At 68.2% G+C, this 14,456-nt stretch carries 17 protein-coding genes; 2 read left to right on the forward strand and 15 right to left on the reverse strand.

All coding sequences use genetic code 11. The features are described from left to right. Positions 1-102: 102 nt before the first annotated feature. The gene (locus KV203_RS19825; RefSeq protein WP_343228057.1) at positions 103-318 is read left to right on the forward strand and encodes an anthrone oxygenase family protein; all 216 of its coding nucleotides are present in this window, start codon (positions 103-105) and stop codon (positions 316-318) included. Here KV203_RS19825 and KV203_RS17775 read toward each other — a convergent pair. Further along, positions 283-1,062 carry an alpha/beta fold hydrolase gene (locus tag KV203_RS17775; protein ID WP_066469648.1) on the reverse strand — a complete coding sequence of 260 codons (780 nt, stop codon included), beginning with the start codon at positions 1,060-1,062 and terminating at the stop codon, positions 283-285. The two genes, KV203_RS19825 and KV203_RS17775, sit on opposite strands and share 36 nt — an antisense overlap. 41 nt (positions 1,063-1,103) lie before the next feature. Between KV203_RS17775 and KV203_RS17780 the strand changes: the two genes are divergently transcribed. Beyond that, positions 1,104-1,418, forward strand: coding sequence for an antibiotic biosynthesis monooxygenase family protein (locus KV203_RS17780; RefSeq protein ID WP_066469519.1), 315 nt, complete (start codon positions 1,104-1,106; stop codon positions 1,416-1,418). An 88-nt stretch (positions 1,419-1,506) separates the two neighbouring features. Here the strand turns inward: KV203_RS17780 and KV203_RS17785 are convergent, their stop codons facing one another. From KV203_RS17785 to folE, 14 genes are all read right to left on the reverse strand, one after another. Continuing rightward, complete coding sequence (locus tag KV203_RS17785) at positions 1,507-4,050, reverse strand: ATP-dependent Clp protease ATP-binding subunit (RefSeq protein WP_066469518.1); 2,544 nt, start codon at positions 4,048-4,050, stop codon at positions 1,507-1,509. Positions 4,051-4,352: 302 nt separating this feature from the next. Continuing rightward, the gene (locus KV203_RS17790; protein ID WP_066469517.1) at positions 4,353-4,712 is read right to left on the reverse strand and encodes a histone-like nucleoid-structuring protein Lsr2; all 360 of its coding nucleotides are present in this window, start codon (positions 4,710-4,712) and stop codon (positions 4,353-4,355) included. 119 nt (positions 4,713-4,831) lie between these two features. Further along, positions 4,832-6,337 carry a lysine--tRNA ligase gene (lysS, locus tag KV203_RS17795; RefSeq protein WP_066469516.1) on the reverse strand — a complete coding sequence of 502 codons (1,506 nt, stop codon included), beginning with the start codon at positions 6,335-6,337 and terminating at the stop codon, positions 4,832-4,834. Between the two features lie 60 nt (positions 6,338-6,397). Further along, positions 6,398-6,832 carry a rhodanese-like domain-containing protein gene (locus KV203_RS17800; protein ID WP_066469514.1) on the reverse strand — a complete coding sequence of 145 codons (435 nt, stop codon included), beginning with the start codon at positions 6,830-6,832 and terminating at the stop codon, positions 6,398-6,400. Positions 6,833-6,974: 142 nt separating this feature from the next. Beyond that, positions 6,975-7,778, reverse strand: coding sequence for a type III pantothenate kinase (locus tag KV203_RS17805; RefSeq protein WP_066469512.1), 804 nt, complete (start codon positions 7,776-7,778; stop codon positions 6,975-6,977). Next, positions 7,778-8,197, reverse strand: coding sequence for an aspartate 1-decarboxylase (panD, locus tag KV203_RS17810; protein WP_066469510.1), 420 nt, complete (start codon positions 8,195-8,197; stop codon positions 7,778-7,780). Before panD ends, KV203_RS17805 begins: the two co-directional genes overlap by 1 nt. Positions 8,198-8,230: 33 nt before the next feature. Continuing rightward, positions 8,231-9,163 (reverse strand): pantoate--beta-alanine ligase, encoded by a 933-nt coding sequence (panC, locus tag KV203_RS17815; RefSeq protein ID WP_066469509.1) that lies wholly within the window; start codon positions 9,161-9,163, stop codon positions 8,231-8,233. Further along, positions 9,160-10,080: a Rossmann-like and DUF2520 domain-containing protein gene (locus KV203_RS17820; RefSeq protein WP_066469507.1), complete on the reverse strand. Its 921-nt coding sequence runs from the start codon at positions 10,078-10,080 to the stop codon at positions 9,160-9,162. Before KV203_RS17820 ends, panC begins: the two co-directional genes overlap by 4 nt. A 131-nt stretch (positions 10,081-10,211) precedes the next feature. Further along, positions 10,212-11,306, reverse strand: coding sequence for a DUF6779 domain-containing protein (locus tag KV203_RS17825; protein ID WP_217995962.1), 1,095 nt, complete (start codon positions 11,304-11,306; stop codon positions 10,212-10,214). A 118-nt stretch (positions 11,307-11,424) separates the two neighbouring features. Continuing rightward, entirely contained in the window at positions 11,425-11,919 is a 495-nt protein-coding gene (locus KV203_RS17830) for a DUF3180 domain-containing protein (protein WP_066469503.1), read from the reverse strand. Continuing rightward, positions 11,916-12,422: a 2-amino-4-hydroxy-6-hydroxymethyldihydropteridine diphosphokinase gene (gene folK, locus KV203_RS17835; RefSeq protein ID WP_066469502.1), complete on the reverse strand. Its 507-nt coding sequence runs from the start codon at positions 12,420-12,422 to the stop codon at positions 11,916-11,918. The genes KV203_RS17830 and folK overlap by 4 nt, the downstream gene beginning before the upstream one ends. Positions 12,423-12,435: 13 nt before the next feature. Then, positions 12,436-12,810 carry a dihydroneopterin aldolase gene (folB, locus tag KV203_RS17840; protein ID WP_066469646.1) on the reverse strand — a complete coding sequence of 125 codons (375 nt, stop codon included), beginning with the start codon at positions 12,808-12,810 and terminating at the stop codon, positions 12,436-12,438. Next, positions 12,807-13,661: a dihydropteroate synthase gene (gene folP / locus KV203_RS17845; RefSeq protein ID WP_066469644.1), complete on the reverse strand. Its 855-nt coding sequence runs from the start codon at positions 13,659-13,661 to the stop codon at positions 12,807-12,809. Before folP ends, folB begins: the two co-directional genes overlap by 4 nt. 55 nt (positions 13,662-13,716) lie before the next feature. Then, positions 13,717-14,352: a GTP cyclohydrolase I FolE gene (gene folE / locus KV203_RS17850; protein WP_373279221.1), complete on the reverse strand. Its 636-nt coding sequence runs from the start codon at positions 14,350-14,352 to the stop codon at positions 13,717-13,719. Positions 14,353-14,456 lie beyond the last annotated feature (104 nt).

Below are 14,456 nucleotides of genomic sequence, written 5' to 3' on the forward strand. Positions count from 1 at the left end.
TACTGCTCTTCGGCTCGACACTGCTCGCCTCGGTGGTCGGCGTACGCGCCGCTCGCCGAGGCGTCCGAGCCGGGCAGCGGATACCTGCTGGCGGGCGCGATCCTGATCTCGGTCGCGGCCGTGGTCACGATCGCGTTCAACGTCCCGTTGAACAATGCGCTGGCCGTGATCGACCCGGGGATGCTCACCGCGGCCGACGCCGCGCGAGAGTGGCAGCGCTACGCCGACTCGTGGACCGCGTGGAATCATGTCCGCACGATCGCACCGCTGCTCGGCTCGGCATTACTGCTGGTCGGCGCCCGGTATCCGGGAACGTGATGACGATCTGCGGCCGAGCCGATCCAGGAATGCCCCGACCGCCGCGCGATACTCGGCCGGGCGTTCGTCGTGTACGAGGTGCCCGGCGCCCACGACCCGTACGTAGTCGGTGGCCGGGCGGGCCGCCATCCGTTGCATCTGTCCGGTCGGCGTGACGGTGTGTTCGGCCTCGATCAGCAGGGCCGGACAACGGACCGCGGCCCATTGGGGCCAGAAATCCCGGGTACCCCATTCCGCTGCGATCGCGACGAAGGTCGCCAACGGGCCGTGTAATCGGTAGCCGTCCGCGGTAGGTCGCAGCGCGGCCAGAAAGTACGGTCCGGCGATCGGACCGAAGAAGTCCAGCACATCGGCCGCGGTGGCGAAGCGCGGCCAGCCGGCGATCGTTGCTGCCCAGTCGTCGGCCGTGCGGCCGCCGAAATCCGGTGCCATGTCTTCGACGACCAGCCCGCTGACCCGACTCGGATAAGCGGCGGCGAACATCCAGCCGTGCAGGGCACCCATCGAATGGCCGATCACCACCGCCGGTTCGGTCAGCGGCGCCAAGGCGGCCGCCAGATCGGCGACGAACTCCTCGGTGATCGGTCGGGCCGGGGCCGGGCGACCGTGTCCGGCCGCATCGAAGGTGTACACGTGGCCGTACCGACGGAACCAACCGACGTGCGCCGACCACGTCGCCGCACTCCCCATCAGGCCGTGCAACAGCACCACGGGTCTGCCGGAACCACCCTCGTCGTGCAGCATCACCACCGACGGTAGCGGTTCCGGTCGGTACTGTGCCTGCTATGGCTGTGGTGAAAATCAATGCGATCGAGATCCCCGACGGCGCCGGTGCGGAGCTGGAAAAGCGGTTCGCCCAGCGGGCCCACGCGGTGCAGGATTCACCCGGCTTCCGCGGGTTCCAGCTGCTCCGACCGGTGGCCGGCGAGAACCGCTACTTCGTCGTCACCGAGTGGGACTCCGAAGAATCGTTTGCCGCCTGGCGCGACGGCCCAGCCCGAACTGCCCACGCCGGGCAGCAACGCCAGCCGGTCGCCACCGGGGCCAGCCTGCTGGAATTCGAGGTGGTGTTGGAGGTCGCCGGCGGCGAGACCCCCTGACCGGAACCCGGCGACGACACAACCCGCGACGAGACAACAGAGAACGGCCCGGGTCGCAGCTGCGACCCGGGCCGTTCTCTGTTTGCGACTACTCGCTCTCGGCCGCCGCGCCGCCGTCCGCAGCACCCGCGGAGACCAGCGTCTTGTCCGTGTTCCCCTTGGTCAGCCGGGCCTTGCCGGTGAAGGTGAACTTGGCATCGTCACCGGAGCCCTCGCCGTCCCAACCGTCGACGTCGACCAGCACGACCTGCCCCGGACCGATCTCGTTGAACAAGATCTTCTCCGACAACTGATCTTCGATCTCGCGCTGGATGGTCCGCCGCAACGGTCGAGCACCGAGCACCGGATCGAAGCCGCGCTTGGCGAGCAGGCTCTTCGCCCGGTCGGTCAGCTCGAGCGACATGTCCTTGCTCTTCAGCTGCTTCTCCACCCGGCCGATCATCAGGTCGACCATCTGGACGATCTGATCGCTGGTGAGCTGGTGGAAGACGATCACATCGTCGATCCGGTTCAGGAACTCCGGCCGGAAATGTTTCTTCAGCTCGTCGTTGACCTTCTGCTTCATCCGCTCGTAGTTGCTGCCTTCGCTCTGCGACGAGAAGCCGAGGCCGACCGCCTTCGAGATATCCGAGGTGCCCAGGTTCGAGGTGAAGATCAATACGGTGTTCTTGAAGTCCACCGTACGACCTTGGCCGTCGGTCAACCGCCCGTCCTCGAGCACCTGCAGCAGGGTGTTGTAGATCTCCTGATGCGCCTTCTCGATCTCGTCGAAGAGAACGACGGAGAACGGCTTGCGGCGCACCTTCTCGGTGAGCTGACCGCCCTCTTCGTAGCCGACGTACCCGGGTGGGGCACCGAACAGCCGGGACGCGGTGAACCGATCGTGGAACTCGCCCATATCGATCTGGATGAGCGCGTCGTCCTCGCCGAACAGGAAGTTCGCCAACGCCTTGGACAGCTCGGTCTTCCCGACGCCGGACGGCCCGGCGAAGATGAACGAGCCGGACGGGCGACGCGGATCCTTCAGGCCGGCGCGGGTACGACGGATCGCCTTCGACACGGCCTTGACCGCATCTTCCTGCCCGATGATCCGCTTGTGGAGCTCGTCCTCCATCCGGAGCAACCGGGTGGTTTCCTCTTCGGTGAGCTTGAACACCGGAATCCCGGTCCAGTTGGCCAGCACCTCGGCGATCTGCTCGTCGTCGACTTCGGCAACCACGTCCAGGTCGCCGGCCCGCCATTGCTTCTCCCGCTCCGAGCGTTCGACGACGAGCTGCTTCTCCTTGTCCCGCAGCGAGGCCGCCTTCTCGAAGTCCTGGGCGTCGATCGCCGACTCCTTCTCCCGGCGCGCATCGGCGATCTTGTCGTCGAACTCACGCAGGTCCGGCGGTGCGGTCATCCGGCGAATCCGCATGCGGGCGCCGGCTTCGTCGATCAGGTCGATCGCCTTGTCCGGCAGGAACCGATCGTTGATGTACCGGTCGGCCAGCGTCGCGGCGGCGACCAGCGCGCCGTCGGTGATCGAGACCCGATGATGCGCCTCGTACCGATCGCGCAGGCCCTTGAGGATATTGATCGTGTGCTCGACCGTCGGCTCACCGACCTGCACCGGCTGGAACCGGCGCTCCAGGGCGGCGTCCTTCTCGATGTACTTGCGATATTCGTCCAGCGTGGTCGCACCGATGGTCTGCAATTCGCCACGGGCCAGCTTGGGCTTGAGGATGCTCGCCGCATCGATCGCACCCTCGGCCGCGCCCGCACCGACCAACGTGTGCAGCTCGTCGATGAACAGGATGATGTCGCCGCGGGTGTTGATCTCCTTGAGGACCTTCTTCAGCCGCTCCTCGAAATCACCGCGGTAGCGGCTGCCGGCCACCAGCGAACCGAGATCGAGGGTGTAGAGCTGCTTGTCCTTCAGCGTTTCCGGCACCTCACCGTTGACGATGGCCTGCGCCAGACCCTCGACCACCGCGGTCTTGCCGACGCCGGGCTCGCCGATCAGCACCGGATTGTTCTTGGTGCGCCGGGACAGCACCTGCATCACCCGCTCGATCTCCTTGGCGCGGCCGATCACCGGATCGAGCTTGCCTTCCAGCGCCGCCTGGGTCAGGTTGCGGCCGAACTGATCGAGCACCAGCGAGGTGGACGGCGTCCCGGACTCGCCGCGGGCGCCGGCTTCGGCGGGCTCCTTGCCCTGATAGCCGGACAGCAGCTGGATCACCTGTTGGCGCACCCGATTCAGGTCTGCGCCCAGCTTCACCAGTACCTGCGCGGCTACTCCCTCACCCTCGCGGATCAGACCGAGCAGGATGTGCTCGGTACCGATGTAGTTGTGCCCGAGCTGCAACGCCTCACGCAGGCTCAGCTCCAGCACCTTCTTGGCCCGCGGGGTGAACGGGATGTGCCCGGACGGCGCCTGCTGCCCCTGGCCGATGATCTCCTCGACCTGACTCCGCACACCCTCCAAGGAGATCCCGAGCGATTCCAGCGACTTCGCAGCAACCCCTTCGCCCTCGTGGATCAGGCCCAGCAGGATGTGCTCGGTACCGATGTAGTTGTGGTTGAGCATCCGGGCCTCTTCTTGGGCCAGGACGACGACTCGACGTGCGCGGTCGGTGAACCTCTCGAACATCGCTCTTCCTCACTTCCTGCTCCGGCTCGCGCCGAGCACCTGGCCCATGGGCCGAACAAGCTGTGCAAAGCCGCGAGGTGGCCGCCGGGAATCCATGATCGCTTCGAACCACTCTAGTGGCCCCAGCACCCGCCCGTCGGATCGCACCCCAGTCTTGCGGGCACCTCGCGCTCATGGGTGGACAACGCGCCGGTCGACGGTTTCGTTCCGATCGAAGTCAGCTACGAGCGAACAGCTCGGCAAGCACGGGCGAACGCTCGTCTCGTCGGTGGACCCGAGCGATCCCGCAAAAGCCGAGCGCGCTACGCCTTCGCCTTGTTGTAGGCGTCGGCGATTTCGGCCGAGATCCGGCCACGGGCGGAAACCTTGTGGCCATTCCGCCGGGCCCACTCCCGAATAGCGGCGCTCTGTTCCCGATCGACGACGGCGCGACCACTCTTGCCCGTTACCTGAGCGGCCGGCGTCACCCGCGCCCGCCGCCGGCCACTCACCTTGCGCGCGCTGGACACCCAGGTATCGAGTTCGTCACGCAGCTTCGCGGCATTGGACGCAGACAGGTCGATCTCGTACGAAACGCCGTCCAGCCCGAACTCGACCGTTTCGTCGGCGGCGGCCTCGCCGTCCACGTCGTCGATGAGCGTGACGGTGACCTTCTTAGCCATCGGGTAAGCGTCCCTTCGGAAAATCCGACCGCTCCCTCCGCGGTCGATTACTCGTCGACAGCGTACCCCGGATCGGACTATTTCCAACCCAGCCGATTAAAACTTGTGGCGAACGCCGCTCAACGCGCGCGCGGCCGAACAATTGGAAAGAGCACCGTATCCCGGATTCCCAATCCGGTGAGCGCAATCAGCAGCCGGTCGATTCCCATGCCCGTGCCGGTCGTCGGCGGCATGCCGTGTTCCATTGCGACCAGGAAGTCCTCGTCCAGCGCCATCGCTTCGTCGTCGCCGGCCAGCGCCAGCCGGGCCTGGTCGACGAAACGCTCGCGCTGCACCACCGGGTCGACCAATTCCGAATAGCCGGTCGCCAATTCGAAGCCGCGCACATACAGATCCCACTTCTCCACCACCCCGGGCTCGCTGCGGTGCTGCCGGGTCAACGGGGAGGTCTCCACCGGAAAGTCGCGCACGAATGTGGGCGCGTGCAGCTGCTCGGCGTAAGCATGTTCCCAGAGTTCCTCGACCAACTTCCCATGGCCGTAGCCTTTACCGTCGGGGATTTCCAGACCGACCCGCTCGGCGAGCCGGCGCAATTCGGCGACCGACGTCTGCGGTGTCACCTCGACACCCAGCGACTCCGACAACGACGGATACATCCGAACCGTTGTCCATTCGCCGCGAAGGTCGTATTCGCTGCCGTCTGCGAGCGGCACGATCTGGGTACCGAGCGCTTCTTCGGCGACTTCCTGGACCAACTGGTTCATCATGCGAGCCGAGTCGTCGTACGTACCGTATGCCTGATATGTCTCCAGCATGGAGAATTCCGGCGAGTGCGTGGAGTCGATCCCCTCGTTGCGGAAGTTCCGATTGATCTCGAACACCTTCTCGATTCCGCCGACCACACACCGCTTCAGGAACAGTTCCGGCGCAATACGCAGATATAGCTCGATATCGAGCGCGTTCGAATGCGTGACGAACGGCCGAGCGGCAGCACCGCCGGGCAGCGTCTGCAACATCGGCGTCTCGACCTCGAGAAACCCCCGCCGTTCCAGCGCACCGCGCACCGCGCGCACCACCGACACCCGGGTACGCGCGACCTGCCGCGCCTCCGGACGCACGATCAGGTCGACATAACGCTGCCGGACCCGCGACTCGTCGTTCATTTCCTTATGGGCGACCGGCAACGGCCGCAACGCCTTCGAGGCAAATTCCCAGCTATCTGCCAGCACACTCAGTTCGCCGCGCCGGGAGCTGATCACCTTGCCGTGTAAGTAGACGATGTCGGCCAGGTCGACGTCGGTCTTCCAGGCGGCCAGCGCCGCGTCGCCGACGCCGGCAAGACCGATCATCGCCTGCAGCTGGGTGCCGTCACCAGCCTGTAACGTGGCGAAACACAGTTTGCCGGTGTTCCGCAGGAAGATCACCCGACCGGCGACGCCGACCACCGCACCGGTATCGGTATCCGGCGCCAGGCCTTCGTATTTCGCTCGGATCTCGGCCAACGAATGGGTTCGGGGAATGGTCACCGGGTACGGATCCACGCCCTCGGCGAGGAGGCGCTCCCGTTTCGCCCGGCGAACCCGGACCTGCTCGGGCGTGTCGGCAGTTTCTGGGTTGTCGGTCACAACCGGTCAGCCTACTGACGGGCCGAAGAGATCCTTACCTGCGGCCAACAATTCGCCAGGTCAGACTCCGGCGAGCCCCACCAGCTCACGGACGAAATGTGGTTGGCCGGTAGCGACATCGAGCAAACCGGCGGCACGGAGGCCGCGGTAACCACCGATCAGATCGGTGGCCCGGTGTAGTCCCAGCGCACGCAATGCCGCCGCGGCGCGCGGCGAGTCGCCGCCGTCGGCGCAGATCACGACCCAGGCGACCGCGTGGTCGGTGGCCAGCCGGAGTCGCGCCGAACCGGCCGGATCACACCGCGACACCAGCAGATCCGCCTCGATGGCCAGGGCCCCGGGCAACGCCCCTTGACGGCTCCGTTGCGCCTGCGAACGGATGTCGACCAAGATCGCGCCGCGCCGAAGCGCTTGCGGCAGTTGGACACCGCGCAGTCGCGGGGAACGAGCCAGGGCGGGGGCCGGGGAGATACGAGAACGCAGGGAAACAGACATGATGTCGCTCCGGGTGAGATGTTCGACAGGAGAGGGCGGAAGTCCCCAGGCAGGGGTCAGCCGCGACAACACTCCTGGAACGTCATCAGCCGGCGCACGGGCCGAGCATAGCAGTGAATTGCATCGGCGAACTGCATCGAGCTCACGACCGCCGGAGCCGGGCCTTGTCCCGATTGCGCTCGTAGACCAACCGCAGTCCGTGCAGGGTGAGGTTCGGCTCGTGGTGCTCGACCGTCTCGGATTCGGGAACGATCAGCCCGGCCTTGTCCCCGGTCGCGACGACGGCGACATCCTTGCCGGCGAACTCCTCGAACTCGTCGCGGACGCGGTCGACCAGCCCGTCGATCAGGCCGGCGAAGCCGAACACGGCACCGGACTGCATACATTCGGTCGAGTTCTTGCCGAGCACCGACCGCGGCCGAGCAAGCTCCACCCGGCGCAGCGCCGCCCCGGTGACCAACGCCTCCATCGACAGCTCGACCCCGGGCGCGATCACCCCACCGAGGAATTCGCCTTTCGCCGACACCAGATCCAGGCAGGTGGCCGCGCCGAAGTCGACCACGACGGCCGGGCCGCGATAGAGCTGGAAAGCGGCCAGCCCGTTGACGATCCGGTCGGCACCGACCTCCTTGGGATTGTCCACCAGCAGCGGCATCCCGGTGCGGACGCCGGGCTCGATCAGCACGCCGGGCACCTGGTCCCAGTACCGGGCGAGCATGTACCGCAGTTCGTGCAGCACCGGCGGTACGGTGGACAGCGCCACGATCCCGGCCACCTGCTCGACATAGCTGCCGAGCAGACCGCGGATGTGCATCGCGAGCTCGTCCGCGGTCGTCCGCGGGTCGGTCGGCATCCGCCAGACCTGTACCAGCTCAGCGTGTTCGGCACTACCGGCGAACAGACCGAGGACCACCTTGGTGGTCCGCACGTCGATCGCGAGCAGCACTAGACGACAGCCAGCCCGCGCGGGTTGCGCAACCCGGAACCGGCGGGAGCGTATGCCGGGTCGGCACCCGCCTCGACCGCCACGTTGTGTTCGTCGACGAATACCACCCGCGGCTGGTACGCAGCGAGTTCGGCCGCGTCCAACATCGCGTAGGCGATCAGGATCACCAGATCCCCCGGATGCACCAGATGCGCTGCGGCTCCGTTGATCCCGATCACTCCGGAACCACGTTCGCCGGCGATCACATAGGTCTCCAGCCGGGCGCCGTTGGTGATGTCGACGATCGCCACCTGTTCGCCTTCCAACAGGTCCGCCGCGTCCAACAGATCCTGATCCACCGTCACCGAACCGACGTAATGCAGGTCCGCATGGGTCACCGTCGCGCGGTGGATCTTCGACTTCATCATGGTGCGGTACATCGCTGTCCCTTTCCGTCGCGCGCCGGTCGGCGGCTATCCGGACGCCCGAACGGGCGTGGTCTGCCCGCCGGGATGGTCTTCGATCGCCGCACCGATCCGGACGGCGGTGTTGTCGATCAATCGGGTGCCGCCCACCCGGACGGCGATCAGTAGTCGGCCCATCCCCTGGGTCGGCGCCGGCCCCAGATCGGCGTCGCGCAGTTCCAGGTAGTCCAGCTCGATACCGGAGGCCGCGTCGACCACCGCGCGCGCGGCAGCCAGCACCGCGTCCGGGCCGGCGCTCGCTGCATGCGCTCCCGCGGCCAGCGCCGCGGACAGCGCCGTCGCCGATTCCCGTTGTGCCGGATCGAGATAACGGTTACGCGAGGACATCGCCAAGCCGTCCCGCTCGCGGACGGTCGGCACCGCCACGATCCGGGTACCGAAATTCAGGTCGGCGACCATCTGCCGGATCAGAACCAGCTGCTGGTAGTCCTTCTCGCCGAAGAACGCCTCTCGCGGACGCGCGATCTGCAGCAATTTCGCTACGACCGTGAGCATTCCGGCGAAATGTGTCGGCCGAGTTCCGGCCTCCAGGTCGGCGCCGGCCGGACCGGGTTGCACGGTGGTCCGCGGTCCGGTCGGATACATGTCGGCGACACTCGGCGCGAATACCAGCTCCACCCCGGCGTCGCGCAGCGACGCGAGGTCGGCATCGAATGTCCGCGGGTAGGCGTCGAGGTCCTCACCGGCGCCGAACTGCAACGGGTTCACGAAGATCGATACGATCACCACGGAGTTGTGCCGCCGTGCCGCCCGGACCAAGGCCAGATGCCCGTCGTGCAGTGCCCCCATCGTCGGGACCAGCGCGACGGTGCGACCGACCGAGCGCAGGGCCTCGGAGACCCGGGTGACCACCGTCGGATCGTGATGCACGGTGAGTTCGCCCGGACGGAACGCGGTCCGCAGCGCGGGATCGGGGGTCATCGCTGCTCCAGAAGATCGATCAGTTCGGCGTCGCTGCCGACGTGCTGGGCGGTCCGTAACGACATCGCCCGATAACCGGCGGCGAGCTGCGGATCGAGGGTGGTGAGCGCGGCCAGGTGCGCGGCGACCGCGGCGGCGTCGCCGCGCGCCACCGGACCGGTCAGCCCGGCCGTGCCGCGGCGCAACGCATTGTCCAGTGCGGCCGACAACAGGGGTGCCAGCAACCGCTCGGCGAGCCCGTTGGGCGCCGGATCGACCCGTTGCTGACCGAGCAGTTCGACCCCGGCCAGCGCGCTACGCAGCGCTTCCGCGGCATCGACAACCAGCGTCACCAGGTGATTGCTGCCGTGCGCGAGAGCCGCGTGGTACAGCGTGCGCTGGTGTTCGGGCACCCGGACCGGCTCGCCGCCGATCTCCAGGACCAGCGACTGCGCGATCGCATACGACACCTCGTCCGCGGCGGTGATTCCGAAGCACGCGCCGGCCAGCCGAGCGGCATCCTCCTCGTGCCCGGTGAAGGTCATCGCGGGATGGATCGCCAGTGGTCGGGCACCGAGCGCGGCGAGCGGGCCCAGCACCGCGATCCCCCAAGCTCCCGCGGTGTGCACGACGATGGTGCCGGGGCGCACCGCGTCCGCCGCGGCCAGCTCATCCACCACCCCGGCCAGCTCGGTATCCGGCACCGCCAGCAGCAACAATTCGGCCTGCGCCGCGACCCGCTCGACCGGCAGGATGCGCGCTTCCGGCAGCCGGGTGCGCGCACGATGAATCGACCTGGCGGAGTTTGCCGATACCCCGAAGACCACATGGCCGACCCGCTCCAGCGCCGCGCCGAGCGCGCTACCGACGCGGCCGGCGGACACGACACCGACGGTCAACCGCGCCGGCGCCGGATCGGCATAGGCCAGTGAGGTCACCGTTGTCCTCTCGGGCGCTTCGTTCCAGTCCCGCTACGGCGGGTACCAGACGTTACGAGAGAAGGGTAACCGCCACGGCGACGCACGAGTCCGCGCCGGGACGTGATCTGGGCCTCACTTGTGCGCGACGTTCACGCGCCCGCGCGCTCGGCCTGCAGGTTGGCCAGAATCTGGGCCACCGACAAGCCTTCGGTGTGGGAGCCGTCGGCCTCGGCGGTGGACTCGTCCGCATCGATCCTGCGGCGCCGGCGCGGGCTGTCCAGGCCGATCGATGCCAGCTCGGTCGCGGATGCACCGGCATCGGGCCCGTCGGTGTCGGTCTCGCTGTCGGGCGCTTCGGTGTCGGGTGCCTTGGTGTCGGGTGTCTCGGTCTCCGCGGTTTCGGCAGCCGGTGTCTCGGGCTCGGCCGGCTCAGCCGGCGGGGGCGGCTCGGCTGGCATGGCCGGCTTGGCACCGTTGGTGGCCGGCCCGGCGCCGATTCCCCACCACTCGGTCCACCCGGTCGCACTCACCCCGACCGGGAGGACCAACGACCCCGACTCCAAGCTCACCACCGCGGCATTACTCACGGCGGTATTACTTACCGCCGCGACATTGCCGACCACCGCCGTCTCGCTCACCACCGCCGTCTCGACGGTGAGCGGCTCGTCGTCCGGGTTGGCGAACTGTGGGCGATCGGTCACCTCGGGAGCGAACTGGGGTGCCGGCGGAGTCCCGTCCGGTACCAGCAATCCGGATGCGGACGGCTGAAAATTCTGGAACGCGGTCGAGGTCAGCTCCTGCACCCGGGTCAGCTGGGCGCGGAGGGCAAGCCGCTCGACCGGTAGGCCGCCGCCGAACAGGGCCTCCAGGTTCGACCGCAAGGAAGTCAATTCGGCCCGTAGCGCCGCTATATCCGGGTGACCGAGCTCCGCAGCCGCGGCTCCGCCGCGCAATCGGTTCTCGAACTCGCGTCGCGCAGCGATCTCACGATCGAGCTCGAGCTCGTACACCTGCTGCAGATCCGCCAGCTTGGCACGATCGGCGAGCGACTCACGGCGATACCGAACCATCGCGAATACGCCCAGAACAGCGGACCACAAGCCGACGACCACACCGATCCGGAGCATCTGGGCACTCTGACTGAACACGAGTACCGCACTCGCCGCCACACCGAGCGCGACGATAACCCCGACGACCAGCGATGCCGGAGGCCGGAGCTTGCCTATCCGAGCGGACACACCCACGCAACCAGCGTAACCGTCGCACCGGAATCGCACGGTGGCAACGCCGACCTGGTCGGTATCTGCCGTCAGGTCGAGCTCTGCGCAGCTTTTTCCCGCGGGTTACCGACCGGTATCGCGATTATCCCGCCGAGGGTTGCGCCGGTCCGGCGCTGCCGGTTTTCGTGGGGTCCTCCGGAGTGCTACAGCAATGCTCCAACCAGAGTGCCGCCGCCACTAGCAAAAGTCCAGCTACCAGCCCCACAAGTGCCCCGGGGAAGTCCTCGACGGCGGCGCGCAGAATCCGGCGTTGCGGCAGCACGAACAGCAGAAAGCCCAGCCAGACCCCGGCCGACGCCGCTCCGACCAATGCCGATGCCTTCGCCAGCGCCGCCGCTTTCGCCGCGGTCAGCGGATTCAACTCGCGCGGACCGGTACCGATCCGCCGGTCGTCGATCCGCGCCCGGATCAGGAAGGCGGCGATCACTTCGACCAGCGCAACCGGGTAGAGCGACGCGCCGGCGTACAGCGGGATCGGCGGCAGGCTGCCGTATGCGACACGGACCAGCAACCAGGTAGCGACGGTCGCCACCAGCAACAGCACCACCAGGTCCCAGAGTCGGGTCGGTTTGGTCACCGCCGCCGCTCCAGGAGCAACTCGGTTCGGTGGACCCCGGCCCGTTCGGCGGCCGGCAGGGCCGCGTACCACTCGACGACCGGGCGCGTCCGTCCACCGACCTCGAGCGCCGCCGCCGGCTGCACGTCCAGCCACGGCCGCAGCACGAACGCCCGCTGATGTGCGCGGGGATGCGGCAGGGTCAGCTCCGGCGTGTCGAGCCGGCCACCGCAGGTGATCACGTCCACATCGAGCGTGCGTGGTCCCCAGTGAACCTCCCGGGTGCGGCCGGCCGCATCCTCCAGCTCGTGGCCGATCCGCAGCCAATCCGGACAGCTGCGCGCCGGATCGTCGACGACGACGACCGCGTTGAGGAAATCCTCCTGCTCGACACCACCCCACGGGGCCGTTCGGTAGACCGCCGAGATCGCCTCGACCCGCGCGCCGAACCGGTCCGGCACCGACTGCAACCAGGCCAATCGATCCCCCAGGTTCGACCCGATCGACAACACGGCGCGACTCATGATGCTGCGCCGGTCATCCGGGCCACCCGTCCGGTGGGCGGCGCAGGACGACGGCGACGTCGTCGAAACGATGCGCGATCGGGGCTTCCGGCTTGTGCAGTACCACCTCTACCCGCGCCACCCGCGGGTCGGCCAACACGGCGTCGGCGATCTCGCTCGCAACCGTCTCGATCAGGTCGCGCGGCGGGCCGGCGACGATCGCCACCACCCGGTCGGCGAGTTCGCCGTAGTCGACCGTCTCGGCGAGCTCGTCGGACGCCGCGGCCGGACGCAGATCGAGCCACAGCCGCAGGTCGACCACGAAGTCCTGGCCCGTTCGACGCTCGTGCTCGAACACGCCGTGCGTGCCCCGAACCCGCAGCCCGGACAACTCGATTCGATCGTTCATCGCGCCGGCCCGCCCCACCCCGGTCCGGCCGATTCCAGCCCGCTCGGCACGAGTTCCGCCCGGCGCCAGGCGGTTGCCGTCCGCACCGCATCCACCGTGGCCGGCACGTCGTGCACCCGCACACCCCACGCGCCGCGCAGGGCGGCCAGCGCCGAGATCGCGGCAGTGGCGACCTCGCGGCGGTCCGGTGGCCGGGGGCCGGTCGAATCGGCCAGCAGCGCACCGAGAAACCGCTTTCGCGAGGCGCCGATCAGCACCGGCAGCCCGTGGATCGACAGGTCGGGCAGACCGGCGAGCAACGCCCAGTTGTGTGCGGCCTCCTTGGCGAAGCCGAGCCCCGGATCGATCACCAGACGGCGCAGCGCCACCCCGGCGGCCACCGCATACTCGACCTGTGCGGCCAGTTCCGCGCGTACCTCGGCCGTCACGTCGCCGTAGCGAGCGGTCGAGCCGGAATGCCGGTGCCCGGGGTCCGCCCGCCAATGCATGAGAATCCACGGCACCTGCGCGTCGGCCACCACCCGAGCCATGTCGGGGTCGGCCTTCCCGCCGGACACGTCGTTGACCACCGTCGCGCCGGCAGCCAACGCTGCCTCGGCAACCGCGGCGCGCATGGTATCCACGCTGAGCCGGACGCCCGCGGCGGCCAGCTCGGTGATCACCGGTCGAATCCGCGCGATCTCCAGTTCCGGGTCGATCCGGTGCGCCCCGGGCCGGGTGGATTCGCCGCCGACGTCCACCAGGTCCGCGCCGGCGGCGTGCAGCGCGAGGCCGTGCGATATCGCCGCTGCCGGATCGACAAACCGGCCACCGTCGGAGAACGAGTCGCCGGTCACGTTCAGCACCCCCATGACCACGCAGCCGCGGTCCGGCGGTGGGACGGGCAGTTCGGTCACCGGATGGCGCTCATCGGGAGCGCAGGATCAGGTCGAGCGCCTCGGCCCGCGACACCGCGCTGGACTGGAACAGTCCGCGCACGGCGGACGTCGTGGTGCTCGCCCCGGGTTTCCGGATACCGCGCATCGCCATGCACAGGTGTTCCGCCTCGATCACCACGATCACGCCCCGCGGCGCCAGCTTGCGCATCAACGCGTCCGCGATCTCGCGGGTCAGCCGTTCCTGCACCTGCGGCCGCTTGGCATAGAGATCGACCAGTCGGGCGATCTTGGACAATCCGGTGACCCGGCCGCTCGGACCCGGGATATAGCCGACGTGCGCGGTGCCGTGGAACGAGACCAGATGGTGTTCGCAGGTGGAGTACATCGGGATGTCGCGAACCAGCACCAGCTCTCGATGCCCCTCGTCGAACGTGGTGTCGAGCACCCGGTCCGGATCGGTGTAGAGGCCGGCGAAGACTTCTCGGTAGGCCCGGGCGACCCGCGCCGGGGTGTCGATCAGCCCCGGCCGGTCCGGGTCTTCACCGACCGCGATGAGCAGTTCGCGAACTGCGGCTTCGGCCCGGGCCCGGTCGAACGGCCGCCCGGTCTCCAACGCCGTTTCTGCGCCCGACCCGTTCACCTGCTCGTCGTCGATCTGATCGATCACGGCGGCTACCTTCCCTCTGCCCGGCCGACGCTCTGCCTACCTGCGGTCTGCTTTTCCGGCTCGCCGGACGAGCCTGGGTGGCCCGGAGTATCCGGAATCGA

Origin of the sequence: Skermania piniformis (assembly GCF_019285775.1) — a bacterium.
Classification (GTDB): domain Bacteria; phylum Actinomycetota; class Actinomycetes; order Mycobacteriales; family Mycobacteriaceae; genus Skermania; species Skermania pinensis.

Excerpts from the sequence above, each read along its gene's own strand:
- KV203_RS17775 (WP_066469648.1), bottom strand. The coding sequence starts at position 1,062 with ATGCTGCACGACGAGGGTGGTTCCGGCAGACCCGTGGTGCTGTTGCAC.
- KV203_RS17800 (WP_066469514.1), bottom strand. The coding sequence starts at position 6,832 with ATGTCTGTTTCCCTGCGTTCTCGTATCTCCCCGGCCCCCGCCCTGGCT.
- folK (WP_066469502.1), bottom strand. The coding sequence starts at position 12,422 with ATGAGTCGCGCCGTGTTGTCGATCGGGTCGAACCTGGGGGATCGATTG.
- folB (WP_066469646.1), bottom strand. The coding sequence starts at position 12,810 with ATGAACGATCGAATCGAGTTGTCCGGGCTGCGGGTTCGGGGCACGCAC.
- panC (WP_066469509.1), bottom strand. The coding sequence starts at position 9,163 with ATGACCCCCGATCCCGCGCTGCGGACCGCGTTCCGTCCGGGCGAACTC.
- folP (WP_066469644.1), bottom strand. The coding sequence starts at position 13,661 with ATGGGGGTGCTGAACGTGACCGGCGACTCGTTCTCCGACGGTGGCCGG.
- panD (WP_066469510.1), bottom strand. The coding sequence starts at position 8,197 with ATGTACCGCACCATGATGAAGTCGAAGATCCACCGCGCGACGGTGACC.
- KV203_RS17785 (WP_066469518.1), bottom strand. The coding sequence starts at position 4,050 with ATGTTCGAGAGGTTCACCGACCGCGCACGTCGAGTCGTCGTCCTGGCC.
- KV203_RS17790 (WP_066469517.1), bottom strand. The coding sequence starts at position 4,712 with ATGGCTAAGAAGGTCACCGTCACGCTCATCGACGACGTGGACGGCGAG.
- KV203_RS17780 (WP_066469519.1), top strand. The coding sequence starts at position 1,104 with ATGGCTGTGGTGAAAATCAATGCGATCGAGATCCCCGACGGCGCCGGT.